Source organism: Methyloparacoccus murrellii, assembly GCF_054657115.1.
The window spans coordinates 1-22,785 of record NZ_BAAHXD010000020.1; the positions used below are offsets into that span (position 1 = coordinate 1).

The 22,785-nt window shown below is 67.6% G+C and carries 25 protein-coding genes; 4 read left to right on the forward strand and 21 right to left on the reverse strand.

From position 1 onward, the window contains the following. The coding region (locus tag ACYQ1H_RS07380) for a carboxypeptidase-like regulatory domain-containing protein (RefSeq protein WP_460027406.1) at nt 1–742 on the forward strand (742 nt) is incomplete at its 5' end. Nucleotides 743–1,070: 328 nt separating this feature from the next. On the opposite strand, the gene ACYQ1H_RS07385 is transcribed toward ACYQ1H_RS07380, so the two are convergent. The 3 genes from ACYQ1H_RS07385 to ACYQ1H_RS07395 are packed head-to-tail and all read right to left on the reverse strand — an operon-like array spanning nt 1,071 to nt 4,189. Further along, the gene (locus tag ACYQ1H_RS07385; protein ID WP_460027407.1) at nt 1,071–2,567 is read right to left on the reverse strand and encodes an FAD-linked oxidase C-terminal domain-containing protein; all 1,497 of its coding nucleotides are present in this window, start codon (nt 2,565–2,567) and stop codon (nt 1,071–1,073) included. Between the two features lie 8 nt (nt 2,568–2,575). After that, nucleotides 2,576–3,271, reverse strand: coding sequence for a rhomboid family intramembrane serine protease (locus ACYQ1H_RS07390; RefSeq protein WP_460027408.1), 696 nt, complete (start codon nt 3,269–3,271; stop codon nt 2,576–2,578). A 36-nt stretch (nt 3,272–3,307) separates the two neighbouring features. Further along, on the reverse strand, nt 3,308–4,189 hold the full coding sequence (locus ACYQ1H_RS07395; protein ID WP_460027409.1) for a YybS family protein: 882 nt from the start codon (nt 4,187–4,189) through the stop codon (nt 3,308–3,310). 378 nt (nt 4,190–4,567) lie between these two features. On the opposite strand from ACYQ1H_RS07395, the gene soxC reads away from it, so the two are divergent. Further along, the gene (gene soxC / locus ACYQ1H_RS07400; protein ID WP_460027410.1) at nt 4,568–5,848 is read left to right on the forward strand and encodes a sulfite dehydrogenase; all 1,281 of its coding nucleotides are present in this window, start codon (nt 4,568–4,570) and stop codon (nt 5,846–5,848) included. Next, on the forward strand, nt 5,835–6,434 hold the full coding sequence (locus ACYQ1H_RS07405) for a c-type cytochrome (RefSeq protein ID WP_460027411.1): 600 nt from the start codon (nt 5,835–5,837) through the stop codon (nt 6,432–6,434). The genes soxC and ACYQ1H_RS07405 overlap by 14 nt, the downstream gene beginning before the upstream one ends. Nucleotides 6,435–6,722: 288 nt before the next feature. Here the strand turns inward: ACYQ1H_RS07405 and ACYQ1H_RS07410 are convergent, their stop codons facing one another. Next, nucleotides 6,723–7,574: a hypothetical protein gene (locus ACYQ1H_RS07410; protein ID WP_460027412.1), complete on the reverse strand. Its 852-nt coding sequence runs from the start codon at nt 7,572–7,574 to the stop codon at nt 6,723–6,725. 170 nt (nt 7,575–7,744) lie between these two features. Between ACYQ1H_RS07410 and ACYQ1H_RS07415 the strand changes: the two genes are divergently transcribed. Then, nucleotides 7,745–8,605 carry a carotenoid biosynthesis protein gene (locus tag ACYQ1H_RS07415; RefSeq protein WP_460027413.1) on the forward strand — a complete coding sequence of 287 codons (861 nt, stop codon included), beginning with the start codon at nt 7,745–7,747 and terminating at the stop codon, nt 8,603–8,605. Nucleotides 8,606–8,719: 114 nt separating this feature from the next. Here the strand turns inward: ACYQ1H_RS07415 and queC are convergent, their stop codons facing one another. The 17 genes from queC to ACYQ1H_RS07500 form a co-directional block, all read right to left on the reverse strand. Then, a complete protein-coding gene (gene queC, locus ACYQ1H_RS07420) occupies nt 8,720–9,403 on the reverse strand; it encodes a 7-cyano-7-deazaguanine synthase QueC (RefSeq protein WP_460027414.1) in 684 nt (227 codons plus the stop codon). Beyond that, a complete protein-coding gene (gene queE / locus ACYQ1H_RS07425) occupies nt 9,400–10,041 on the reverse strand; it encodes a 7-carboxy-7-deazaguanine synthase QueE (protein ID WP_460027415.1) in 642 nt (213 codons plus the stop codon). The genes queC and queE overlap by 4 nt, the downstream gene beginning before the upstream one ends. A 7-nt stretch (nt 10,042–10,048) precedes the next feature. Then, nucleotides 10,049–11,002 carry a tol-pal system protein YbgF gene (gene ybgF, locus ACYQ1H_RS07430; protein ID WP_460027416.1) on the reverse strand — a complete coding sequence of 318 codons (954 nt, stop codon included), beginning with the start codon at nt 11,000–11,002 and terminating at the stop codon, nt 10,049–10,051. Between the two features lie 8 nt (nt 11,003–11,010). Continuing rightward, nucleotides 11,011–11,547: a peptidoglycan-associated lipoprotein Pal gene (gene pal, locus ACYQ1H_RS07435; RefSeq protein ID WP_460027417.1), complete on the reverse strand. Its 537-nt coding sequence runs from the start codon at nt 11,545–11,547 to the stop codon at nt 11,011–11,013. Nucleotides 11,548–11,573: 26 nt separating this feature from the next. After that, the gene (gene tolB / locus ACYQ1H_RS07440; RefSeq protein ID WP_460027418.1) at nt 11,574–12,863 is read right to left on the reverse strand and encodes a Tol-Pal system beta propeller repeat protein TolB; all 1,290 of its coding nucleotides are present in this window, start codon (nt 12,861–12,863) and stop codon (nt 11,574–11,576) included. A gap of 19 nt (nt 12,864–12,882) precedes the next feature. After that, nucleotides 12,883–14,013, reverse strand: a complete 1,131-nt coding sequence (gene tolA, locus ACYQ1H_RS07445) for a cell envelope integrity protein TolA (RefSeq protein WP_460027419.1) — start codon at nt 14,011–14,013, stop codon at nt 12,883–12,885. Continuing rightward, nucleotides 14,010–14,450, reverse strand: coding sequence for a protein TolR (tolR, locus tag ACYQ1H_RS07450; protein WP_460027420.1), 441 nt, complete (start codon nt 14,448–14,450; stop codon nt 14,010–14,012). The genes tolA and tolR overlap by 4 nt, the downstream gene beginning before the upstream one ends. Then, on the reverse strand, nt 14,447–15,124 hold the full coding sequence (tolQ, locus tag ACYQ1H_RS07455; RefSeq protein ID WP_460027421.1) for a protein TolQ: 678 nt from the start codon (nt 15,122–15,124) through the stop codon (nt 14,447–14,449). The genes tolR and tolQ overlap by 4 nt, the downstream gene beginning before the upstream one ends. Before the next feature lie 4 nt (nt 15,125–15,128). Continuing rightward, nucleotides 15,129–15,602, reverse strand: coding sequence for a tol-pal system-associated acyl-CoA thioesterase (ybgC, locus tag ACYQ1H_RS07460; RefSeq protein WP_460027422.1), 474 nt, complete (start codon nt 15,600–15,602; stop codon nt 15,129–15,131). Then, nucleotides 15,599–16,633: a Holliday junction branch migration DNA helicase RuvB gene (ruvB, locus tag ACYQ1H_RS07465; RefSeq protein ID WP_460027423.1), complete on the reverse strand. Its 1,035-nt coding sequence runs from the start codon at nt 16,631–16,633 to the stop codon at nt 15,599–15,601. The genes ybgC and ruvB overlap by 4 nt, the downstream gene beginning before the upstream one ends. A gap of 193 nt (nt 16,634–16,826) precedes the next feature. Continuing rightward, on the reverse strand, nt 16,827–17,423 hold the full coding sequence (ruvA, locus tag ACYQ1H_RS07470; RefSeq protein ID WP_460027424.1) for a Holliday junction branch migration protein RuvA: 597 nt from the start codon (nt 17,421–17,423) through the stop codon (nt 16,827–16,829). Further along, nucleotides 17,420–17,926, reverse strand: a complete 507-nt coding sequence (gene ruvC / locus ACYQ1H_RS07475) for a crossover junction endodeoxyribonuclease RuvC (protein ID WP_460027425.1) — start codon at nt 17,924–17,926, stop codon at nt 17,420–17,422. Before ruvC ends, ruvA begins: the two co-directional genes overlap by 4 nt. A 110-nt stretch (nt 17,927–18,036) precedes the next feature. Further along, a complete protein-coding gene (locus ACYQ1H_RS07480; protein WP_460027426.1) occupies nt 18,037–18,783 on the reverse strand; it encodes a YebC/PmpR family DNA-binding transcriptional regulator in 747 nt (248 codons plus the stop codon). A 66-nt stretch (nt 18,784–18,849) separates the two neighbouring features. Further along, nucleotides 18,850–20,172: an NAD(P)/FAD-dependent oxidoreductase gene (locus ACYQ1H_RS07485; protein ID WP_460027427.1), complete on the reverse strand. Its 1,323-nt coding sequence runs from the start codon at nt 20,170–20,172 to the stop codon at nt 18,850–18,852. 105 nt (nt 20,173–20,277) lie between these two features. Next, nucleotides 20,278–20,991, reverse strand: a complete 714-nt coding sequence (locus ACYQ1H_RS07490) for a hypothetical protein (RefSeq protein ID WP_460027428.1) — start codon at nt 20,989–20,991, stop codon at nt 20,278–20,280. A 167-nt stretch (nt 20,992–21,158) separates the two neighbouring features. Next, complete coding sequence (gene msrP, locus ACYQ1H_RS07495; protein ID WP_460027429.1) at nt 21,159–22,085, reverse strand: protein-methionine-sulfoxide reductase catalytic subunit MsrP; 927 nt, start codon at nt 22,083–22,085, stop codon at nt 21,159–21,161. Between the two features lie 28 nt (nt 22,086–22,113). Then, on the reverse strand, nt 22,114–22,761 hold the full coding sequence (locus ACYQ1H_RS07500; RefSeq protein ID WP_460027430.1) for a protein-methionine-sulfoxide reductase heme-binding subunit MsrQ: 648 nt from the start codon (nt 22,759–22,761) through the stop codon (nt 22,114–22,116). Nucleotides 22,762–22,785: the final 24 nt, after the last annotated feature.

The following is a 22,785-nucleotide window of genomic DNA, read 5'->3' on the forward strand; positions in this document are numbered from 1 at the left end:
CATACTGGATCCCGTAAGAGGCACCTATGCCATCCCGCCGAACTGGCAGGAGGATTATCTCCCGCAGGATCTGTACATACCGAAAGGAACCTACAAGGTAAGGTTCTCCTATCCGGGCTATCCGACAGTGATCAACTCGAATGTGGTGATCAAGTCCGCACGGGCCACCACCTCGGATGCCTGCCTGAATGGCTCCTTGAGAGGTACGGTAACGGACCCCCTGAAGTCAGGGCTGCTTGCCCTGCGAACCGGTGTTAACGTGCGCGTCGTCGATGGCAGTAACACCACGGTGGCGGAAGCAACGACGGTAGCTGGCGTCTATCTGATCGATGTCATTCCGGGTGGCACCTACCGGATTGAGTTCCGCAACAATTCCGCATCGACCAACCCGGATGAAGTGGTTGAGAATATCGAGATCCCGGTTTGCGAAAGCAAGACATTGGATAAAGGCGTTTATGATATTTGCTACTATGAGTCATGGGGAACGTTAGGTGGACTTGTCCAAGGCAAGGCCTGCGGAGCGTGTCCGAGACTTCCCCTCACAAACACCACCGTAAAGGTATTGACAGGCAGCACAGTTATAGCCCAAGGAAACACAAGCATTGGTATCTATGGACTCCAAAAAGTGCAGAGCGGAACCTACACAGTGGAATTCAGCAAATCCGGCTATCCAACCCAAACAGAATTGAACTACACCATCAACAAATGCGGCATACAGGTACTTAACAAAAACCTCAACTAATCCATGCCTGTGGCAGGGCAATAGATAAGGTTTTCAGCACCACCAAAACCAAGACCACCGGCAAATCACCACCTAAAACCCGGCCACCTGGCCGGGTTTTTTTATGGCCCGGACTCCACAGTTGGCCACCCGTAGGCGATCCGGCACCTTCCGCAAGCGTCCTGGACAACTCGGGCTTCGGCGAGAGCAATCGTGCTAGCCCCGGAGCACGCACCCAAGGGTATGGGTTCTCGGCAGGCTGGATGCCGCACCCGAAAACCCGGGCTCCCCGCCGCACGAGCAGGAAGGGGTTGCGTGTTTCCCGGATGCCGGAAAACCGGGCAGACGCCTAGAACCGCTCCAGCTCGGGATGCGGCAGGCGGCCGCGATGCACGTGCAGGGCGCCGAACTCGGCGCAGCGCGGCAGGCTGGGAATGGCCTTGCCGGGGTTCAGCAGGCCGGCCGGATCGAACGCGCGCTTCACCGCGTGAAACTGCGCCAGTTCGGCCGGGGCGAACTGCACGCACATCTGGTCGATCTTCTCCACCCCGACCCCATGCTCGCCGGTAACGGTCCCGCCGGCATCGATGCAGACCTCCAGGATGGCCGCACCCAGCGCCTCGGCCTGCTCGCGTTCGCCGGGCCGGCCGGCATCGAACAGGATCAGGGGATGCAGATTGCCGTCGCCGGCATGGAAGACATTGGCCACCGCCAGCCCGTGGCGCTGCGCCAGCTCTGCGATCCGGCCCAGCACCTCGGCCAGCCGGCGGCGCGGAATGGTGCCGTCCATGCAGTAGTAATCGGCGGCGATGCGGCCGACGGCGGGAAACGCCGCCTTCCGCCCGGCCCAGAAACGCCGGCGCTCGGCCTCGTCGCCGGAACGGCGCACCTCGACGGCACCGCTCGCGCGCAGCACCGCCTCGGCCCTTGCCGCATCACCCTCGACCTGCTCCGGCAAGCCGTCCAGTTCGCACAGCAACAGTGCGGCGGCATCGACCGGATAGCCGGCATGGATGAAATCCTCGGCGGCGCGGATGATGGCGTTGTCCATGAACTCCAGCCCGGCCGGTACCAGACCGGCGGCGATGATGTCGGCCACCGCCGCACCGGCCGCTTCGATGCTGGGGAACGCCGCCAGCAGGGTGCGGGCTACCGGCGGGCAGGGCAGCAGCCGCACGACGATCTCCACCACGACGCCGAGCAGACCTTCGGAGCCGCAGACCAGCGCCAGCAGATCCAGCCCCGGCCCGTCCAGGCCACTGCCGCCCAGCGTCAGCGACTCGCCATCCATGGTCAGCAGGGTCACGGCGAGCACGTTGTGCACGGTCAGGCCATATTTCAGGCAATGCACGCCACCGGCATTCTCGGCAACGTTGCCGCCGATGGTACAGGCGATCTGCGAGGAGGGATCGGGCGCGTAATACAGCCCGTGCGCGGCGGCGGCCTCGGAAATGGACAGGTTACGGACGCCGGGCTGCACCCGGGCGGTGCGATTGACCGGGTCGATGGCGAGGATGCGATTGAGCCGGACCAGGCTCAGCAACAGGCCGTTCGCCAGCGGCAGGGCGCCGCCGGAGAGACCGGTGCCGGCGCCGCGCGGCACCACCGGCACGCCGGCCGCGTGACAGGCGCGCAGCACGTCCCGCACCTGGCCGACAGTTTCCGGCAGCGCCACCAACCAGGGCCGCTGCTGGATCAGCGTCAGGCCATCGCAGGCATAGGGCCCCAGCCCCTCCGGCTCGGCGATCAGGCCGCCCGGCGGCAGCAACGGACGCAACCGCGCCGCGAACGCCGCCCGCTCGAGCGTGTGGACAACCCGCTCGCTGGCATGTGGCCGATAGGGCATGGCGGTACCTAGGCGTGGGAGCGGAAATCGCTCCGCTGCCGGCTCGGCAACAGAAACGGGCGGTACAGGAACATCCCGGCCAGGATGCCGCCCAGGTGGCCGAACCAGGCCACGTCGCTGTAGCCGCTGGTGCCGAGGGCGGTGGTGACCTTGTAGAGCTGGATGATGACCCAGATGCCGAGAAAGGCGATGGCCGGCACCTCAACGAAGATCGGCAGGAACAGCACCCAGATGACGATGCGGGCATAGGGAAACAGGAAGAAATAGGCCCCCATGACCCCCGCCACCGCGCCGGAGGCGCCGATGGTCGGCACGGTCGAGATGGGATTGGCGTAGATGTGCGTCAGGCCGGCGATCAGCCCGCAGAGCAGATAGAAGGCCACGAAGCGCACGCCGCCCATGCGGTCCTCGATGTTGTCGCCGAAGATCCACAGCAGCCACATGTTGAAGATCAGGTGCAGCCAGCTGCCGTGCAGGAACATGCTGGTGACGAACGGCATGTAGTCCTCGGGAAACCCGACCGCGGCCGCCCAGTCGGGCCGCATGTAGCGCGCCGCCACCAGCCCGTGCAGATACTGGAACGCGCGCTCCGCGTCCGGTTCCAGGCTGTCGACATAGAGAAACATCAGCAGGTTGACCAGGATCAGCGTCCAGGTCACCCAGGGCGTGTTCTGCAGGGGAACGGTATCGCGGAAGGGAATCATGGCGGATGCGGTTCTCGGATGGCCGAACCGGCGCGGTCAGCCACGCCGGGGTTGCTGCACACGGAAATGCGCGAAGGTATCGACCGCTCCGACCAGCGCCAGCACCGCCAGTGCCTGCGGCGGGAAAAAAGCCAGCAGGATGTAGGCCGGTAGCGCCCAGCCCTGGGGCCGGCCGCGCACCTCGATCACGCCGTGGATGACTGCCAGCCCGACGAAGGCATAAACCAGGATGCCAACCATGAGGATGTCGGCCAGCAGCATCGCATCCCACAGGCCGCCGGCCCAGACCAGCGCCACCGCCAGCGGCAGCACCCAGCGCGGCAGCGCCAGCCGCCGGAATTCCCCGGAAAGGCGCTCCCGGCCGCCCATGCGCGCCTGTAGCCAACGCGCCAGCAGCAGCGACAGCAACAGGCCCAGGCCGAACAGCAGCGTCAGAAAGCCGTTGATCAAGCGCAGGCCGCCGCCGACATCGAGCGTCCCGGCCGCCCCTCCGGGCATTCCCTCCAGCGCGCGCCGCAGCCAGGCCTGCCAGAACGCCACCACATCGCCGGTGATCCCGTGCATCGCCAGCACCCCAGCCAGCATGGCGGCACCCGCCATCAGGAGCGGAAGCTGCAGCTCGCCGCTACGACGCAACATCTCGGCCATCGGCACCACCACCGGCCAGAGCAGGAAAACCAGCGGCACGATCTGTCCTGGCGGCAGCCCGAGCCCGTACCAGCCACCCGCGACCACCGCCGTGCCGACCAGCCAGGCGATGCCGCCCGGCAACAGGCCTGCCCGCAGGACCGGCAAGGCCACCAGGGCAGCGGCCGGTATCGCAAACAGCGGCAGGCGCAACGCCAAGACCCCGAACAGCCCGGCCAGGAGCCCCATCCAGCCGGGATGGGAGGTTACCGACAAAACAGGAAGACGCATGGGCAGCCGAGCCGGAAGAGTGGGAAAACGAAGCCGTGGAACATGGCCCCATGCTAACCAATCTTGCCTACCCAGACCAAACCCCGCCCGGACGAGATGGCTTGCCGGACATCAGGTTGCCCCGATCCCCCGGTTCCGGCCATGCCCGGTGCGTTGCGGAATGGACCAGCTTCCGACAGACGAGCGGGAGCACCGAGGGACGCGGGATGCCACCGGCCACGGCAGTCATCACCACCTGTCCCATCCATGCCCGGCGTCCAAATGATGCGGCTCGTAGCCCGCTGCCCTCGGCCCTGGTGTTCACCACCAGGGCCGCCAGACCACGCCGTCATCGCATCGCCAATCGGCTATGATCGGCCGCAAAAATGGTGGTGAATCATGACCCGAGAAACCCCACGCCTGGATGACGACTTGCAGCCGGTGGCCGGCGGCGGCCTTCTGGACCGCCGGCTGTTCCTGCGCCAGAGCCTGGGGCTCGGCGCGGGAACCGGCCTATTGCTGACCGGCATGGACGCACCGGCCGCCAACCTCCCGCCCTGGATGAAGACGCCCGGCGCACCGTTCAGCAACTATGGCCAGCCATCGCCGCGCGAACGGGAGACCATCCGCTGGATATCGGCCAATCCGGCGGCGCCGGGCAACGGCATTTCCTGGACCCCGTTGCACCGGCTGGAAGGTACGCTCACCCCCAACGGCCTGCATTTCGAGCGCCATCACAACGGCGTGCCGCAGATCGACCCCGACCGGCACCGGTTGCTGCTGCATGGCCTGTTCGGGAACCCGCTCAGCCTCTCGATCGAGGATCTGCTGCGCTATCCGATGGTGTCGCGGCTCTGCTTCGTCGAATGCGGCGGCAACAGCAACGCCGGCTGGCACGAGGAACCGATCCAGACGCCGGTCGGCTATTTTCACGGGCTGGCCTCGTGCAGCGAGTGGACCGGGGTGCCGCTGGCAACCCTGCTCGACGAGGCCGGACTGCTGCCCGATGCCCGCTGGCTGATCGCCGAGGGCGCCGACGCGGCGGCCATGAACGTAAGCATTCCGGTGGAAAAGGCGCTGGACGATACCCTGCTGGCGCTGTACCAGAACGGCGAGCGCATCCGCCCGGAAAACGGTTATCCGCTGCGGCTGATCCTGCCCGGCTGGGAGGCGGTGCTGAACGTCAAGTGGCTGCAGCGATTGCAGGCGGCGCGGGAACCGGTCATGGCCCGCAACGAGACGGCCCAGTACAGCGAACTGCAACCGGATGGCAAGGCGCGGCAATTCACTTTCCTGATGGAGGCCAAGTCGCTGATCACCCAGCCCTCGCCCGGCTTCCGGCTGCGCGGCCCGGGGCTTTACCAGATCAGCGGCCTCGCCTGGAGCGGACGCGGCAGGATCCGCAAGGTCGAGGTGTCGGCCGACGGAGGCAGGACCTGGGCCGAAGCCGCGCTGCAGGAGCCGGTGCTGTCGAAATGCTTTACCCGTTTCCGCCTGCCCTGGCGCTGGGATGGTTCGCCACGGGTGCTGAAGAGCCGTGCCAGCGACGAGACCGGCTACCAGCAGCCGGAGCGCGCCACCCTGATCGCCGAGCGGGGCCGCAACGGCTATTTCCATTACAACGCCATCGTGTCCTGGGCGGTGGCGGCCGACGGGAGCCTGAGCCATGTCTATGCCTGACAGCCGCGGGCTGGCCGGAGCATGGCCCGCCCGGACCGCTCGCGAGCGGCGGATTGCTCCATGGAGCTGGCGCCCCGCCCTGCTGCTGGTCCTCGTGGCCATGGCGGCGGAGGCCCGGGCGGCGCCCGAGGGGCCCCGGCTGGGCAGGCCGGCGACCGCCGCGGAGATCGCCGCCCTCGACAGGCACGTCTTCCCGGATGGCAGCGGCCTGCCATCCGGCCGGGGCTCGGCGCGGGAGGGCAGAGGCCTCTATGACAGCCAGTGCGCCGCCTGCCACGGCGCGAAAGGTTCGGGCGGCAGCGCCGGCGAACTCGCCGGCGGTTCCGCGCTGGATGGCCCCCACCCGGACCGGACGGTGGGCAATTACTGGCCCTACGCCACCACGCTGTTCGACTTCGTGCGCCGCGCCATGCCCCTGAATGCGCCGCGCAGCTTATCGGACGATCAGGTCTACGCAGTCACGGCCTACGTGCTGCACCTCAACGGCCTGATCGCCGAGGATGCCGAGATGAACGCCAGGACGCTGCCGGCCGTGCGCATGCCGAACCGCGACGGCTTCATCCGTATCTGGCCCGACGGCCGCTAGGGTTATGAACGGCCGATCGCGAGACCGGAATCGTGAACCTCGCGGCTGGCGGGAACCAGCGTCAGGGAGGGTTGCCATGCCGGGGGGTGCGGCAAGCCGAGGCCGGCCCGTGAACGAGGCTGATCGCTGAACGGCCGCACGCGCGCGGGCCCGTATCCGCGTGGCGGGCCCCGATGGCGGCATCCGCGTCTGGCCGGCGGGCCAGCAAGGCTGCCGGCGCGACCGGCCGAGAAAAACCGGCACCAGATGGCCCGGTCAGTACCCTACGGTTAACCGGGCCGGCGGCCCTCACCCATCCGCGGCGGGCTGGTCCTTGCTGGCCTCGGCCGCCTTCTTCACCGATGCCTGGCCTTTCTCGGCCGCCTCGCCAGGGGACTCGCGCGAGTCCTGCGCCAGCTGGCCTGCGGCGTCGGCCACCTGACGGGCAGCCTTGCCGGCCTCGGCCTGGGCTCGATCCGCCAATATCTCCGCCGCCTGCTGTATCTCGCCAAGGCTTTCGCGGGCTTCCTCGGCCAGCGCCCTGCCACGGCTGGCCAGTTTTTCCTTCGCCTGCGCCGCCTCGGCCCTGACCTGTTCCGCCAGATGCTCGGTGGATTGTTTCAGCTGCTCCAGTTCCTCGCCAGCCCCGGCGACAACGCGGGTCGCGGTCTGGCCGGCCTGTTCGGCGAGCCTGGCCGCCTCGTCCTTCAGTTCGCGCAGTTCGCCCCTGGCGTCCTCCAGCAGCCCTTCCGCCACCTCGCCCGCCTTGCTGGCAGCGCCAGCCACGGTGTCCTTGACGCCCGCGAACTTTTCCTTGACCTCGGCGGCGGCGGCACCGATGTCCTCGACCGCCTCGGCAACCGTCCCGCGGGCCTGGTCGAGCATTTTCGGCGCGCTCTGCCTGACCTCTTCCACCAGTTCCCCGGTGGCCTCGGCAACCTTGTCGACCACCTCAGCCACCTTTTCCCGCGCCTCGCCCGCCACCTCGCTGGAGCCCTGGGCCAGCCTGTCGGCCGCTTCCCTGGCCTCGCCGGCCACCTCGGCCGCCGCCTCGCGGGCCTGGTCGACCACCGGGGCCGCCTTGCCGGACAGGGTATTCAGGACATTCCTGATCAGCCTGCCGATGGAACCGATCAAACCTTCATTCGCGCCGTTGGACATGATTGCCTCCGTAATCGAAACTTCATGGAAACCCACCGTGACGTCGGGCCGTGCGATGCTGGGCTATTGAGCCGATACCACAACCCTCATCGGTTACGATACTCCCCCGAAACTGCGCTGTATACCAAGCCCAGCCCCGTCATCCCTCCCGATTCCGGCAAGATTCACCCGTGTTCGAACAACTGATCTGGTCCTTCACCCATCGTCCCTATGTCACCCTGTTCATGCTGTTCTTCCTGCTGCTGTCCTGGCTGGAGCAGGGCCGCACCCGCACCATCCTGTGGGTGGCGAGCAGCTATGCAATCGCGCTGGTGGCTGAATGGGGCAGCATCAATCATGGCATTCCGTTCGGCGTCTATACCTACCACTACGATGCCCTGAGCCGGGATCTGGTCATCCTGGGAGTTCCCTTCTTCGATACCCTGTCCTTCTCGTTCCTGAGCTACGTCAGCTTCTCGTTCGCGCAGTTCTTCATGTCGCCGCTGTCGATACGCGGTTGCGACGTGCAACGCGTCACGTCGCCGGAAATCCGGCGCGCCTGGCCGACGGTACTGCTCGGCGCGTTCCTGATGGTGGTGGTCGATCTCATCGTCGATCCCGTCGCCAACCTGGGTGCCTACTGGTTCCTCGGCAACATCTACCACTACCCGAATCCCGGCGTGCATTTCGGCGTGACCTTCGCGAACTACTGCGGCTGGTTCATGGTTGCGCTGGCGACGATTCTGGTCAACCGCTGGATCGATGCCTGGCTCGACCGCCACCAGGGCACCGGCCCCCGGCTCGCCGGGTTTCCCGGCCAGGGGCTGTTTGCGCCCCTGTTCTGGGCCGGCATCGTGCTGTTCCAGCTCGGCGTTACCTGGTGGGTCGCACTGAGCGACCAGCCCGGCCTCGACGGCGCAAGAACCCTGCTGCAGGCCGTCACCGGCAGCTACATCCTCGCGCCGATCCTGGTCCTGGCGGTCATCCAATTGGCGAAGCCGTCGAACCGGGTTGCCCCTGATGCCCAGTTGGCGGCGATCGAGCAAGGCTAAAGATGGTACGGGAGAACGACCCGAGGGCGGCTGACAACAGGGCTCCCGGCGGCAAGCATCGGCCTTCGAGCCCGATTGCCCGCCATCACCCGGCGCGCAGGACTCGCGACCGGCTTAACGGGCGTGTCGATAGCGCGTCGGGTCGGGCAGGCCGGCGGCCGTGAAGCCGGCGGCACGCAGGCGGCAGGCGTCGCAGACGCCGCAGGCGCGGCCATCGGGGTCGGCGGAGTAGCAGGATACGGTGAGGCCGTAATCCACACCGAGCCGGGTCCCGGCGCGGATGATCTCGGCCTTGGACAGGTCGATCAGCGGGGTATGGATCCGGAAGCGCGCCCCCTCGACGCCGGCCTTGGTGGCCAGGTTGGCCAGCGTCTCGAAGGCCTGGATGAAGGCGGGGCGACAATCCGGATAGCCGGAGTAGTCCACGGCGTTGACGCCGATGAAAATGTCGGTGCTGCCCAGCACCTCGGCCCAGCCCAGGGCGAACGCCAGGAACACGGTATTGCGCGCCGGCACGTAGGTGACGGGAATGACGCCTTCCTGCGGCTGGTCGGGAACGGCGATGGCGGCGTCGGTCAGGGCCGAGCCGCCGATGGCGTCGAGACCGATGTGGATACGCTTGCGCTCGACCACCCCGAAAGCATCCGCCACCCGCTCCGCCGCCCGCAGCTCCGCGCCATGGCGCTGGCCGTAGTCGAAGCTCAGCGCATGGCAGGCATACCCCTGGGAACGGGCAATGGCCAGCACGGTGGCGGAATCCAGCCCGCCCGAGAGCAAGACGACCGCCGGCTGGCTCATACGCCGCTCCGATCACCCCACAGCAGCTTGTGCAGCTGTAGCTGGAAACGTACCTCCAGGTGGTCGCGCAGGATGCGCTCGGCCAGCTCGGCGGGCTCCATCTCGCCGGCGACCGGCGAGAACAGCACCTCGCAGCGCTCGGCGAGCCCTTTTTCCCGCACCAGTTCGCGGGACCAGAGATAGTCCTGCTCGTCACGGATGACGAACTTGAGCTGATCGAGCGGCCGCAGGAAATCCAGGTTCTCGTAGCGATTGGCGGCCATCTCGCCCGACCCCGGCGGCTTCAGGTCCATCACCTTGACGACCTGCGGCGGAACCCCGGACACATCGATGGCGCCCGAGGTTTCCAGCGAAACCTCGTAACCCGCCGCGACCAGCGCCTCCAGCAACGCGAGGCAGGCCAGCTGGGCCAGCGGCTCGCCGCCGGTGACGCAGACGCGGCGCGGCGCGAACCCGGCGACCTCGGCGAGAATGTCCTCCAGCGACTTGCGGATACCACCGCTGAAGGCATAGGCAGTGTCGCACCAGACACAGCGCAGCGGACAACCGGTCAGCCGGACGAACACCGTCGGCCAGCCGACCGTCCGCGATTCGCCCTGCAACGAGCGAAAGATTTCCGTCACGCGCAACGTGGTCACGGGCGGATCAGCGGTTTTCCAGCTTCATCCGCTCCAGGCGCTTCTCGGCCATGCGGGCGGCGCTGCTGTCGGGATAGCGCTTGATGACGTCGTTGAGAATGCTGCGCGCCTTGGCGTATTGCGCATTCTCGTACTCGATGAAGGCCAGCTTCAGCTGCGCGTCAGGCACCTTGGCGCTCTGCGGGAAATCCGCCACCATGCGCTTGAAGGCCTCGCGGGCAGCGGCATAGTCGCGGTTGACGTAGTGCGCCTCGCCCAGCCAGTAGTGCGCGTTATCGCTGAAATCGCCGGTCGGATACTTGGCGACGAAGGTCTGGAACTCGGCGATGGCGTCGGTATAGCGGCCGGCCTTGAGGGTTTCGAAGGCGCGCTCGTAGTCGCCCTGGCGCACCCGCGGATCGGGGGGAGGCGGCGGTGGCGGGGCAATGGCCTCCTGGACCGGCACGGCCGGCGGCACCGCGGAAGCAGGATTTGCGGGATTCGGCAGCGGCTCGGGACTGACGCCGACGCCACCCGGCATGGCGCCGGCCGGTGTCGCGCCGCCGGCGGTCAGGGTCACCGGCGCATCGGGATCGGTTGCGGGCGCAATGGCCGGGGGCGGGGATGCGAGCGTGCCCGGCGGCAACACCAGCGCCAGCCGGCTTTCCAGATCCTGGTTCCGGCGCTCCAGGGCGGCGATCTGCTCCCGATCCTGCCGGCGCCCCCGCTCGAACCCGTTGCGCAGTTCCTCGACCTGGCCACGCAGCTTGCGCAGCTCCTCCTGCAAACGGTCGATATCGTGCGACATCTCGGTCAGCGGCTGACCCGCCAGGCGCTTTTCCAGTCGCGAGACGCGCGAATCCAGGGTGGTGGTGGCATAGCCGGCTTCGTCCCGGCCGTAATCGGCGGGCTCCGCCCAGACCGGGGCCACGGCCAGCAAGGCCGAGATCAGGGCGCCATTGCGCAGGGCGTCGACATTCATGTGCGATTTCATGGTCCTGTGTAAACGATTTCGACCCGCCGGTTCTGCTGCCAGGCGGATTCGTCATGGCCTGCCACGGCAGGCTTTTCCTCCCCGTAGCTCAATAGCCGCAACTGTTCGTCGCCCGCGCCCTGCAGGCGCAGGCTCTTGAGCACCGACCTGGCACGGCGCTCGCCGAGGGCGACGTTGTATTCGGGGGAACCGCGCTCGTCCGCATGCCCTTCGAGCACCGCCGACTCGCCGGGATGACTGGCCAGGTAATCGGCATGCGCGGCGACCACGGGCTGGTATTGCGGCAGAACGTCGTCGCTGTCGTAGCCGAACAGGATCACCGTCTGCGATGGCCGCGGAGCGACACCTGCCGCATCCTGCCCATAGCCGGCGGCACGGGCGCCATGACGGCCGCCAGCCGCATCGCCATACCCTGCTCCTGCTCCGGCACGTCCGGCAGCCCCGCCATCCATCCCGCCGCGCGTGCTGCAAGCACCCAGTGCCGCCGCCAGCGCCAAGGCGACCAGCCCACCCACCAACCTTATGCGATTCATCTCGATTTGCTCCCGCCCTTGCACGCTCAGGGCGACCAGGCCGCGCCGCGCACGTCGCCCGCCTTGGCCGGCAAGGCACGATGCCAGCGGCCGTCTATCGTAACCGTTGCCAGCTGATCGCTGCCACCCTCCTTGCGGGTGTAGAGGACGACGCGGCCGTTGGGCGCGAAGCTTGGCGAGGCGTCCAGGCGTCCCTTGGTCAGCGGGATCAGCTCGCGCGTCCCGAGATCCAGCCGGCCAATGCGGAAGGCGCCGCCATCGCCATGCACCAGGATCAGGCTGCGGCCATCCGGCGAGAACTGCCCGCGGGCGTTGTAGTCGCCGTCGAAGGTCAGCCGCTGCGGCTCGCCGCCGCCGACCGGCAGCCGGTACAGCTGCGGCTTGCCGCCACGATCCGAGGTCACGACCAGCGAGCGGCCATCGGGCGCGAAACCCGGCTCGGTCTCGATGGCGTCATCCTGGGTCAGCCGACGCAAGGCGCCGGAGGCGAGATCCAGCGTGTAGATATCCGGGTTGCCGTCCTTCGACAACGTCAGCGCCAGCATCGCGCCATCCGGCGACCAGGCCGGCGCGCCGTTGATGCCGGGCGTGGCGGAAACCTTGCGCCGGCCCCCGGTGGCGAGATCCTGCACGAACACGGCCGCCGCGTGCTCCTCGAAGGAGACATAGGCGATCCGCTTGCCGTCCGGCGACCAGGCCGGCGACATCAGCGGCTCGGGCGAACTGATCACCTCGCGCGCGTCCTGGCCGTCGGCATCGGCCACATACAGCCGGTAGGTACGCGACTTGCCCGAGCCGCTGGCGGTGACATAGGTGATGCGCGTGGCAAACACACCGCGCTCGCCGGTCAGCTGCTGGTAGATGCGGTCGGCGATGCGATGCGCCGCGCGCCGGGCATCGGCGGCCTTGAAGGCGACCCGCTCGGCCAGCAGCTGGCTGCCGCGTATGGCGTCGTACAGCACGTATTCCGCCTCGAAAGGCGCACCGGCGCTGCCGGGGGTCACCCGGCCGACGACGATGTGTTCCTGGCCCGCACTCTGCCAGAGCGGGAAGTTGACGGCGCCGGGCGGCACCGGACGCTCGGGCAGCTGCGCCGCCGGCATGGGCGTGAAGCGGCCGCTGGATTCCAGGTCGGCGGCGATGATCTGGGCCAGATTGTCGCCTGCCGGCTCCGTCTGTCCGAATGGCACGATGGCGATCGGCAGCGCGCCCTCGACCCCCTGGGTGATGTCGACCGTGAGTTCGGCGCGGGCCGTCACGGCCAGCAGCGCCAGCAAGCCGGGCAGCCATGGCGGGATCGATGGAAAGCGGATCATGTGGCTCTGGCCATTGGATTCAATGGGGATTGAAGCGGAAGGAAACGGTCTGCCCCAGAAGCTGCTCGGCCACCTGGGTATCGGTCGGCATCGGGAATGGTGCGGCCTTGCGCACGGCCGCCTCGGCCGAGCGCTCGAAGGCGGCGTCGCCACCGGAACAGGCCGCGTCCACCGAGGACACACGCCCGTCCGCCTGCAGGCGGACCTGGATTTTACAGGACATGCCGGACGTCGCGGAGGCCGGCCGCAGCCAGGCGCGCTCTACGCGCGGGCGAAAATAACGGTTGACCCAGGCCTGCGCGGCTTTTTCGGCGCCCTCTTCGGCGGCGCGCTGGCGGGCCTGCCGCTCCGCCTGTTCCCGCGCCAGCGCCTCGCGGCGGGCACTTTCCTCGGCCTGTTGCTCGGCCCTGGCCGCAGCCTCGCGGCGGGATTGCGCCTCGGCCCGTTGCCGGGCCTCGACTTCGGCCTGGCGCCGCGCCGCTTCCGCACGCTCGGCCTGCTCGCGCGCCGCCTGCTCGGCCCTGGCCCTGGCCTGCGCTTCGGCTGCACGACGGGCGTGGAGCTCGGCCTGACGGCGCTGGGCTTCCTGCTGGCGCGCCGCTTCCGCCTCCCGCTCGGCCTGCTGCCGGGCGGCGGCTTCTGCCCGTTGCCGGGCCACCAGTTCCGCCTGCCGTCGGGCATCGGCTTCCAGCCGGCGGCGGGCGTCATCCTCGGCCTTGCGCCGGGCAGCCTCCGCAGCCGCCCGCTGGCGTGCCTCGGCTTCGGCGCGCGCCTGCGCCTGTTGCCTGGCGGCCGATTCCGCCTGGCGCCGATGCTCCGCCTCGGCCTCCCGCTGGCGCTGGATCGACAGTGCCTTGGCGGCGTCGCGCTGCGCCGCCGCGCGGGCCTCGGCCTGCTCATCCGGGCGCTTTTCGGCTTCCGCCGGCGGCGCGGCCGGGAGCGGCACCGGCGGCTCGCGCCGTCGGGTCCTGAGCTGGGCGTCCTGCGGCGTTTCCTCGACCGCGACAGCCTCGATGACCTCCGCCTCATCCGCCGCAGCCCGGCGGCTGGGCGCCTCGCGCCAGTTCAGCAACAGGGCCAGGAGGACCGCATGCAACAGCAATGACAGCAGCAGGGCACCGGGCCGGCACTGCCTCCGGGCCGCCGTCATTCCGGCGGTGGCTGGGTCATCAGGCCGACACGCTCGACACCGGCCCGCTTGAGTGCCGCCATCAGGGTCACCACGCGGCCGTAATCCACTTGGCGGTCACCACGAATCAGCACCGGCAAACCCGGCTGGCGCGCCAGCTGCTCGACTACACGGCCCGGCAGCACGGCCGCGTCCACCGGCGCATCGGCCTGGTCGCCGGTGTCCAGCAGCAGGGTGCCGTCGGCCTTGACCGAGATGACGATCGGCAGCCGGTCTTCCGGGTGGATGGTGCGCGCCTCGGCCTGCGGCAGCTCGACGTCGACCCCGGTTTGCAGCATCGGCGCCGTCACCATGAAGATGATGAGCAACACCAGCGTGACGTCGATGTAGGGAACGACGTTGATCTCGGCCATCGGACGGCGCCGCTGGCGGCCACGCGAGACGCTGGGCGGATTCATTTGGCGTGGGCCTTGCGGTGCAGCAGGCTGAGGAATTCGTCGGCGAAGGCCTCGTAGCGGCTAGCGAGGCGGCCGATTTCCGTCGCGTAGCGGTTGTAGGCCATGACGGCGGGAATGGCGGCAAATAGGCCCATGGCTGTCGCCACCAAAGCCTCGGAAATGCCCGGTGCGACCATGGCCAGGGTGGCCTGCTTGGCCGTGCCCAGCGAGCGGAAGGCATTCATGATGCCCCAGACGGTACCGAACAGGCCGACGTAGGGGCTGGTGGAACCGACCGTGGCCAGGAAGGGCAGGCGCTGGTCCAGCAGTTCCAGCTCGCGGTTCAGCGACACCCGCATCACCCGCTGCGCGCCTTCCATCACCGCATCGGGGGCGATGTTCGGCTCCTGTCGCAGGCGGGCGAATTCCTTGAAGCCGGCCATGAAGATGTTCTCCAGGCTCTCGGTCTGGTAGTCCTCGCGGGCCAGCTGCCGGTACAGATCGGCCAGGTCGATGCCGGACCAGAACCGCTCCTCGAACTCGTCGGTGGTTTCCTCGGCGCGCTTGATCTCGCGATACTTGGCGAAAATGAAGGCCCAGGAGACAACGGAAGCGAGCACCAGAATCGCCATCACGGCCTGGACCACCGGGCTGGCATCGAGAATCAGCTTGAGCAGGGAAAGTTCGGGTGTCATGGGCTTACACGCCTCGTGTTGCATCGGAGCCGGACGGCAGCGGACATCCCGGCCACTGCGCGGCCAGCCGCTCGAACATGAAATCGGGTATCGCCATGGGCCGGAAGCTGTCGGCGGACAGCGCGGCGACCCGTACCCGGCCATCGCAGAGCAGTTCGCCGCCGCGCAGCACCCGCTGCACGAATGCCAGGCTGGCGGGCCGCAACGATTCCAGGTCGAGCGTCACCGTCAGCCAGTCGCTCAGCCGCGCCGGCCGGCGATAGTCGATCGACAGACTGCGGACGGCGAACAGCAGCCGCTGGTCGCGCTCCAGCGCGTCGAGCTCGAACCCCAGCGAGCGGAGGAATTCGGTGCGGGCGCGTTCCATGAACTTGATGTAGTTGCTGTGGTACACCAGGCCGCCGGCGTCGGTGTCCTCGTAATAGACGCGTACCGGCCAGGAAAACAGGGTTCCGCCGGCGGCAGGCTGGTCCTTCATGATGAAAACAGATCCTCGCTGGCGGTGGGCACGGCCGGCGGCTTGAGCCCCAGATGCAGCCAGGCGCTGCGGGTGGCGACCCGGCCGCGCGGCGTGCGCATGATGAAACCCTGCTGGATCAGGTACGGCTCCAGCACATCCTCGATGGTACCGCGCTCCTCGCCGATGGCGGCGGCCAGGTTGTCCAGCCCGACCGGCCCGCCGTCGAAGCGCTCGATCAGGGCCCCCAGCAGCTTGCGGTCGAGCTGGTCGAAACCGTGACGGTCGACCTTCAGCATCTCCAGCGCCCGGTCGGCGATCTCCGCCGTCACCGTGCCGTCGCCCAGCACCTCGGCAAAATCGCGCACCCGCCGCAGCAGGCGGTTGGCGATGCGCGGCGTGCCACGCGAGCGACGCGCGATCTCGAGGGCGCCTGCGGGATTCATGTCGACGCCGAGGATGCGCGCCGAGCGGCCGACGATCAGCGCCAGTTCCTCGGTGGTGTAGAACTCCAGCCGGTGGACGATGCCGAAGCGGTCCCGCAGCGGCGAGGTCAACAGCCCCGCCCGTGTCGTCGCCCCCACCAGCGTGAACGGCGGTATGTCCAGCTTGATCGACCGCGCCGCCGGTCCCTCGCCGATCATGATATCGATCTGGTAGTCCTCCATGGCCGGGTACAGCACCTCCTCGACCACCGCACTGAGACGGTGGATCTCGTCGATGAACAGCACGTCATGGGCTTCGAGATTGGTCAGCAGGGCCGCCACGTCGCCGGCCTTTTCCAGGACCGGCCCGGACGTATGGCGGATGTTCACCCCCATCTCGTTGGCGACGATGTTGGCCAGCGTGGTCTTGCCGAGTCCCGGCGGGCCGAAGATCAGCACATGGTCGAGCGCCTCCCCGCGCCCGCGCGCCGCCTGGATGAAGATGCCGAGCTGCTCGCGCATGGCCTTTTGACCGACGTAATCGGCCAGCCGCCGGGGCCGTATGGCGCGATCGGTAGCGTCGTCCTCACGACTGGCGCCGGGGGCGATGAGACGGGACTGGGTCATGAGCCGAAACAGAAAACGATGCCACCGAAAGCAGGTAGAACCGGATGCAATGAAAGCGAGCAAGGCCACTGCCATGCCCCAACGGCTGGCGCCAGCGTGGACAGGCGGCAAAAACCCTGCTTCGCGAGCAATCGTCCTGCCCTCGGCACCGATCGGAAGATTTTTCCGGAAGTTCTGTGATCGCCTTCGGGCATCATTTCCCCGCCGACTGCAAGGCCAGGCGAATGATGTCCTCGCTGCGCTTGCCCTCGACCGGGACCTTGCGGACAAGGGCGGCGGCATCCTGCGGCCGGAAACCGAGGGCAACGAGCGCGGCGGTGGCATCGTCCACCGGACTGGCTTCGGGCAACGGCAGGGTCCCCGCGCCGGGCAGGGTGACGCTGCCGGTTTCCGGCAGGCGGTCGCGTAACTCGACGATAAGCCGCTCGGCGGTCTTCTTGCCGACGCCGGGCAGGCGAACCAGGCGGGCGGTGTCCTGATGTTCGACGGCGCGGCGGAACTCCTCGGCGCTGAGACCCGAGAGGATGCCCAGTGCCAGCTTGGCGCCGACACCATTGACCCTGATGAGGGTGCGGAACAGGCTGCGCTCGGCCTCCGAGCCGAAGCCGAACAGGCTGTGGGCGTCCTCGCGGATGGCGAGATGGGTATAGAGGGTTACCTCGCCGCCGATCTCGGGCAGCGCGTAAAAAGTCGACATGGGCGCGTCGACCTCGTAGCCAACCCCGCGGACCTCCACCAGCAGCGAGGGCGGTTTCTTGGCGATCAGGATGCCGCGCAGGAAACCGATCATCGCGGCGGCACCCCGGCCCGGGCCATGCGGCGATGGGTCTGGCGGTGGTGGATATGGCACATGGCGATGCCCAGGGCATCACTGGCATCGGCCGGCAGGACCGCATCGACGCCCAGCAGGAAACGGACCATGTGCTGAACCTGCGACTTCTCGGCGCTGCCCTTGCCGACCAGGGCCTGCTTGACCTGCCGCGCGGCGTACTCGAAGACCGGCAGACCGGCATTCATGCCGGCGCAGATGGCGGCGCCGCGCGCCTGGCCAAGCTTGAGGGCGGAATCGGCGTTCCTGGCCATGAACACCTGCTCGATGGCCATTTCCGTCGGCCGGTACTCGCGGGCAACCTGATAGATGCCCTCATAGATCTGCTTAAGACGGGTGGGAAAGTCGTCGCTGTCGGTGCGGATGGTGCCGTAGGTCACCAGCACCGGCCCCTTGATGCCGTCGTGGATGATGCCGTAGCCGGTGCAGCGGGAGCCGGGGTCGATGCCGAGGATGCTGACCATGATCAGGCGCGACGCCTCGGACGGCCCACCGGCCCCCGGGCCGGCTCGCCGCCGGGGCCCGTGCCCCTCGGTAATCCGCGCCTCGCGCCAGGCGCCGCCTGCGGCATCCCTTATCCCAGCCTGGCGAGGATGTCCTCGCTGATATCGGCGTTGGAGTAGACGTTCTGCACGTCGTCCAGGTCTTCCAGCCGCTCCAGCAGGCGGATCATCTTGCCGGCATCCTCCTCGTCCAGGGCCACGGTGGTGCTGGCGCGCATGGTGACCTCGGCATTCTCCGCCGGCAGGCCGGCCACCGCCAAGGCATCGCGCACGGTCTCGAACCGTTCGGGACTGACGAGGACATCGACCGACCGATCCTCGTTGGCGACCACATCATCGGCGCCGGCCTCCAGCGCCGCCTCCATCAGGCGATCCTCGTCGATACCGGCCGGATAGCCGAGAATGCCGGTCTTGGTGAACAGGTAGGCCACCGAGCCGTCGGTGCCGAGATTGCCCCCGGCCTTGCTGAAGGCATGGCGGACCTCGGCCACGGTACGCTGGCGATTGTCGGTGAGGCAGTCGACCATGACGGCAATGCCGCCGGGGCCGTAGCCCTCGTAGCGGATTTCGTCATAGTTGTCGCCATCCGCCGCGCCGGTGCCTTTCTTGATCGCGCGCTCGATGGTGTCCTTGGACATGTTGGCGCCCAGCGCCTTGTCCATGGCCGCCCGCAGCCGCGGATTGTTGGTCGGCTCGCCGCCGCCCGCGCGTGCGGATACGGTGATTTCGCGGATCAGCTTGGTGAAGAGCTTGCCCCGGCGGGCATCCTGGGCGCCCTTGCGGTGCTGGATATTGGCCCACTTGCTGTGACCTGCCATGTGCCTGAAGGTCCTCCGTCGACGATAGGGTGTGAGGAAAAAGGGCCGGATTCTAGCATTCCGCCCTCAGTGCAGCTTGATCTTGGGCTGGATGCGCTTGCGGAAGAACGAGGAAACCATCAGCAGCAGGACCCGGAACGGGCCGAACAGCGCCAGCTGGTGCATCTTGTAAAGGGACAGGTAGACCAGCCGGGCGATGAAGCCCTCGATCATCACCGATCCCATCAGGTTGCCCATCAGGTTGCCGACCGTGCTGTACTTGCCCAGCGATACCAGCGACCCGTAATCGAGGTAGCGGAAATCCTTCTGTGGCCGCCCCCTGAGGCGCAGGCGCAGATTGCCCAGTACCCGGCTCGCCATCTGATGCGCCGACTGCGCCCTGGGCGGCACATTGGCGCCCTTTTCCGGCCACGGGCAGGCGGCGCAGTCGCCGATGGCGTAGATGTCGTCGTCGCGGGTCGTCTGCAGGGTCGGCCGCACCAGCAGCTGGTTGATGCGGTTGGTTTCCAGGCCGTCGATGTCCTTGAGGAAGTCCGGCGCCTTGACGCCCGCCGCCCAGACCTTGGCCGCCGCGCGCACGAAGTCGCCGCTGGCGGTCTGCATGCCGTCGGCCGTCACCTCGACCACCTTCACGCCCAGCATGACATCGATGCCGAGACCGCGCAGCTGCGCCAGGGTGGCGTTGGACAGGCGCTCGGGCAGGCCCGGCAGCAGCGTCGGCGAGGCTTCGAGGATGTGAATCCTGATGTCGGACGGCTTGATGTTGTCCAGCCCGTAGGAACTCAGCAAGCGCGCGGCCTGATAGAGCTGGGCGGACAGCTCGATGCCGGTGGCGCCGCCGCCGACAATGGCGACATCCAGCTCGCCGGGCTTGCGGGTGCCGCCGGCCGCCTGGGCGCGCAGATACGCCTCCAGCAGCCGGTTCTGGAACTGCTCGGCCTCGCCCGTGGTGTCCAGGAACATGCAGTGCTCGGCCACGCCCGGAATGCCGAAGTCATTGCAGACACTGCCCACGGCGATGACCAGGATGTCGTAGGGGTAGCTGCGCTCCGGCATGATCTGCTCGCCGCCGGCGCTGTACAGGGGCGCCAGGCGAACCTGCTTGCTGGCGCGGTCGAGGCCATTCATGCGGCCCAGCACGAAGCGGAAGTGGTTCTCGCTGGCCTGGGCCAGATACTCCAGCTCGTCGTCGTGCGAATCCAGCGTGCCGGCGGCGACCTCGTGCAGCAACGGCTTCCAGATATGGGTGCGACTGCAATCGATCAGGGTGATTTCCGCTTCTCCCCGGCGGCCGAGCTGCTTGCCGAGCTGGGTGACCAGTTCCAGGCCACCGGCGCCACCGCCGACGACAACGATTCTGGGGCAGGACGGGGCATTGGGCTTGCTCATGGCGTCTCCTGGCTTGTTCTTCTTGTACGGACAGATGCGGGGCGGGACAGCGGGCGCTGTCCCGGAATGCGAGCGCGGCTTCGCCGGGGCGAGCCGGTACTGCCGCTAGCGGCAGCGCTGCTGGCTGGCGCTGTATTCGGTGTTCGGCGGACAGATGACCCTCGCGCCGGTACCCTTGACATGGACAGTGCCAAAAGGAGCGCCCTCACGCAGATATAACTGGCCACCCTCGACCAGCCCGAAAAACTGATTCATGAGGGACGCCCCTGAGGCCGTCAGGAACAGGGGCATATTGTCGATTCTCACCGTGCCATTCTGCAGCGGGAAAGTCGTGATGGCGCCAATATTCTGGGCAAAGTTAGGAATACTCCCAAACACAGTGCCATTGACGATCAGGGTGCCACCCATCTCCAGGCAAGGGGAGGCGGCGAAACAGGCCCGACCCGTGTGGAGGTTGGGCGCGTTCAGGATGATGGAGGCGTTCGTACCCGGATTGTTCATTGCCAGACCACCCCGGTGAAGCAGGTTGTAGAAACCGACTTCCGGCTGCGGACGGTTCGGGTTGAGCGTACCGGTTGCCAAAGGAAAGGTGATGCGAAGGTTCTGGTTGTTGAGCGTACCCTGCAATCTGGCCGGGTTGTACTGCCCCAGCGAGGCACGCAACGCAGGGAAAATATTGAAGAAGGCCGGGGCGAGATCGAGGGTCGTCTTGCCGCCATCCACCGTCACGGTTCCCTGGCCACTGAAGGCATGCACGGAAGGCGTGCCCAGCATGAGGGTCAACGGCAGAACGGCGAGACTGGCCGTCTTCTTCAGCAAAGCGATGGAACGCATGGGGGGTTTCCTCGGGTTTGGATGTGGACAACAGGACGAGATTCACGTCCGTTGTGGACGCGAACCCAAGTATAACGCCCGCGCCCCCGTTCGACGCGCCGCCGCCGCCCTCACGAGTCCGTGTGCCCCGACGGGGATGATCGGACCATGCCTCAGAAATGGCGGGCCAGATCCATGCCGGCGTAAAGGCTGGCGACCTGCTCGCCATAGCCGTTGAAGGGCAAGGTCGGACGCTTGAAGAAATCGCCGATGCGACGCTCCCTGGCCTGGCTCCAGCGCGGGTGGTCGACCGCCGGATTGACGTTGGCGTAGAAGCCGTACTCCCGGGGTGCCGCCTGATTCCAGCTGGTCGCCGGCATGGCCTCCACCAGCCGGATGGCGACGATCGACTTGGCGCTCTTGAAACCGTATTTCCAGGGCACGACAATGCGCACCGGCGCCCCGTTCTGGTTGGGCAGCACCTGACCGTACAGGCCAACGGTCAGCAGGGTCAGCGGATGCAGGGCCTCGTCCATGCGCAGTCCCTCGCGGTAGGGCCAATCCAGCACGCCCCGCCCGAGATCCGGCATCTGCTGCCGGTCGGCGAGCGAGACAAACTGCACGAACCTGGCGTTGCCGCGCGGTTCAACCTGCTTCAGCAGGGCCGCAAGGGGAAATCCGACCCAGGGAATGACCATCGACCAGGCTTCCACGCAGCGCAGCCGATAGATGCGCTCCTCCAGGGGAGCCAGCCTGAGAATGTCATCGATGTCGAAGGTACGCGGCTTGTTAACCTCCCCGTCCACCGTCACCGTCCAGAGCCGGGTCCTGAGGCTGCCGGCCTGTCGCGCCGGCTCCTCCTTGTCGGTGCCGAATTCGTAGAAATTGTTGTAGCCGGTCACCTTGTCCAGCGGGGTGGGCTCCTCCGCCAGCCGGAACGCCGGATTGGGCGCGGCAGCGAGCCCGGCGGCACGGGTGACGAGCGGCGACGCGGCCCAGGCAGCCGTCGCCAGCAGCGCATCGCGCAGGAAGGCGCGCCGGCTTCGCCACAGCCATTCGGGGGTGACATCGTTTTCCGACAGGTCGTTACGGTAGCGCATGGTCTGCTCCTCGGTTGATGATCGCCGGCTACTCAGACCGGCCGGGCACGGAACCTATCCGGCCGCGTCCCGCCGAGGCGGCCGGCAGCAGCGCCCGCAGTCCCAGCGACACGCTCAGCACGCCCGCAAAGATCAGCGGCCGACGCAGGTCCTTCTTCACCTGCCAGGCAAAGTGCAGCACGCCGGCCACGGCGATGACGTAGACCAGTCGGTGCAGGCGTCGCCAGCGCTGGCCGCCGAGCCGTCGCCGCATGGCGTCGCTGGAAGTCGCGGCGAGCGGCAACAGCAACAGGAAAGCGCCGAAACCGACGGTGATGTAGGGCCGCCTGCCGATGTCGCGGACGATCCCGGACCAGTCGAAGAACTGGTCCAGCACGACATAGGCCAGAAGGTGCAGACAGGCGTAGAAGAAGGCGTACAGCCCCAGCATGCGGCGCAGCCGGACCAGCCAGTTCCAGCGCGACAGGCGTCGCAGGGGCGTCACCGCCAGCGTGAGCAGCAGCAGGGTCAGGGTCCAGTAACCGGTCTCGCGCAACAGCTTCTCGATCGGATTCGCGCCGAGGCCATCGGCCGCCGCCAGCACGGCCAGCCACAGCGCCGGCAGGAGCGCCATCCCGAAAACAAGCCGCTGCAGCCTACGCAGGGCGGGTTCGGGCAAACGCTGGAGGGAAAACATGGGCTCATTCCCCCGGATCGATCG

What these genes read in the sequence shown, in the direction of transcription:
- ACYQ1H_RS07385 (WP_460027407.1), bottom strand. Translation starts at nt 2,567, where the DNA reads ATGCCCTATCGGCCACATGCCAGCGAGCGGGTTGTCCACACGCTCGAG.
- ACYQ1H_RS07390 (WP_460027408.1), bottom strand. Translation starts at nt 3,271, where the DNA reads ATGATTCCCTTCCGCGATACCGTTCCCCTGCAGAACACGCCCTGGGTG.
- ACYQ1H_RS07395 (WP_460027409.1), bottom strand. Translation starts at nt 4,189, where the DNA reads ATGCGTCTTCCTGTTTTGTCGGTAACCTCCCATCCCGGCTGGATGGGG.
- soxC (WP_460027410.1), top strand. Translation starts at nt 4,568, where the DNA reads ATGACCCGAGAAACCCCACGCCTGGATGACGACTTGCAGCCGGTGGCC.
- ACYQ1H_RS07405 (WP_460027411.1), top strand. Translation starts at nt 5,835, where the DNA reads ATGTCTATGCCTGACAGCCGCGGGCTGGCCGGAGCATGGCCCGCCCGG.
- ACYQ1H_RS07410 (WP_460027412.1), bottom strand. Translation starts at nt 7,574, where the DNA reads ATGTCCAACGGCGCGAATGAAGGTTTGATCGGTTCCATCGGCAGGCTG.
- queC (WP_460027414.1), bottom strand. Translation starts at nt 9,403, where the DNA reads ATGAGCCAGCCGGCGGTCGTCTTGCTCTCGGGCGGGCTGGATTCCGCC.
- ybgF (WP_460027416.1), bottom strand. Translation starts at nt 11,002, where the DNA reads ATGAATGTCGACGCCCTGCGCAATGGCGCCCTGATCTCGGCCTTGCTG.
- pal (WP_460027417.1), bottom strand. Translation starts at nt 11,547, where the DNA reads ATGAATCGCATAAGGTTGGTGGGTGGGCTGGTCGCCTTGGCGCTGGCG.
- tolB (WP_460027418.1), bottom strand. Translation starts at nt 12,863, where the DNA reads ATGATCCGCTTTCCATCGATCCCGCCATGGCTGCCCGGCTTGCTGGCG.
- tolA (WP_460027419.1), bottom strand. Translation starts at nt 14,013, where the DNA reads ATGACGGCGGCCCGGAGGCAGTGCCGGCCCGGTGCCCTGCTGCTGTCA.
- tolR (WP_460027420.1), bottom strand. Translation starts at nt 14,450, where the DNA reads ATGAATCCGCCCAGCGTCTCGCGTGGCCGCCAGCGGCGCCGTCCGATG.
- tolQ (WP_460027421.1), bottom strand. Translation starts at nt 15,124, where the DNA reads ATGACACCCGAACTTTCCCTGCTCAAGCTGATTCTCGATGCCAGCCCG.
- ybgC (WP_460027422.1), bottom strand. Translation starts at nt 15,602, where the DNA reads ATGAAGGACCAGCCTGCCGCCGGCGGAACCCTGTTTTCCTGGCCGGTA.
- ruvB (WP_460027423.1), bottom strand. Translation starts at nt 16,633, where the DNA reads ATGACCCAGTCCCGTCTCATCGCCCCCGGCGCCAGTCGTGAGGACGAC.
- ruvA (WP_460027424.1), bottom strand. Translation starts at nt 17,423, where the DNA reads ATGATCGGTTTCCTGCGCGGCATCCTGATCGCCAAGAAACCGCCCTCG.
- ruvC (WP_460027425.1), bottom strand. Translation starts at nt 17,926, where the DNA reads ATGGTCAGCATCCTCGGCATCGACCCCGGCTCCCGCTGCACCGGCTAC.
- ACYQ1H_RS07480 (WP_460027426.1), bottom strand. Translation starts at nt 18,783, where the DNA reads ATGGCAGGTCACAGCAAGTGGGCCAATATCCAGCACCGCAAGGGCGCC.
- ACYQ1H_RS07485 (WP_460027427.1), bottom strand. Translation starts at nt 20,172, where the DNA reads ATGAGCAAGCCCAATGCCCCGTCCTGCCCCAGAATCGTTGTCGTCGGC.
- msrP (WP_460027429.1), bottom strand. Translation starts at nt 22,085, where the DNA reads ATGCGCTACCGTAACGACCTGTCGGAAAACGATGTCACCCCCGAATGG.
- ACYQ1H_RS07500 (WP_460027430.1), bottom strand. Translation starts at nt 22,761, where the DNA reads ATGTTTTCCCTCCAGCGTTTGCCCGAACCCGCCCTGCGTAGGCTGCAG.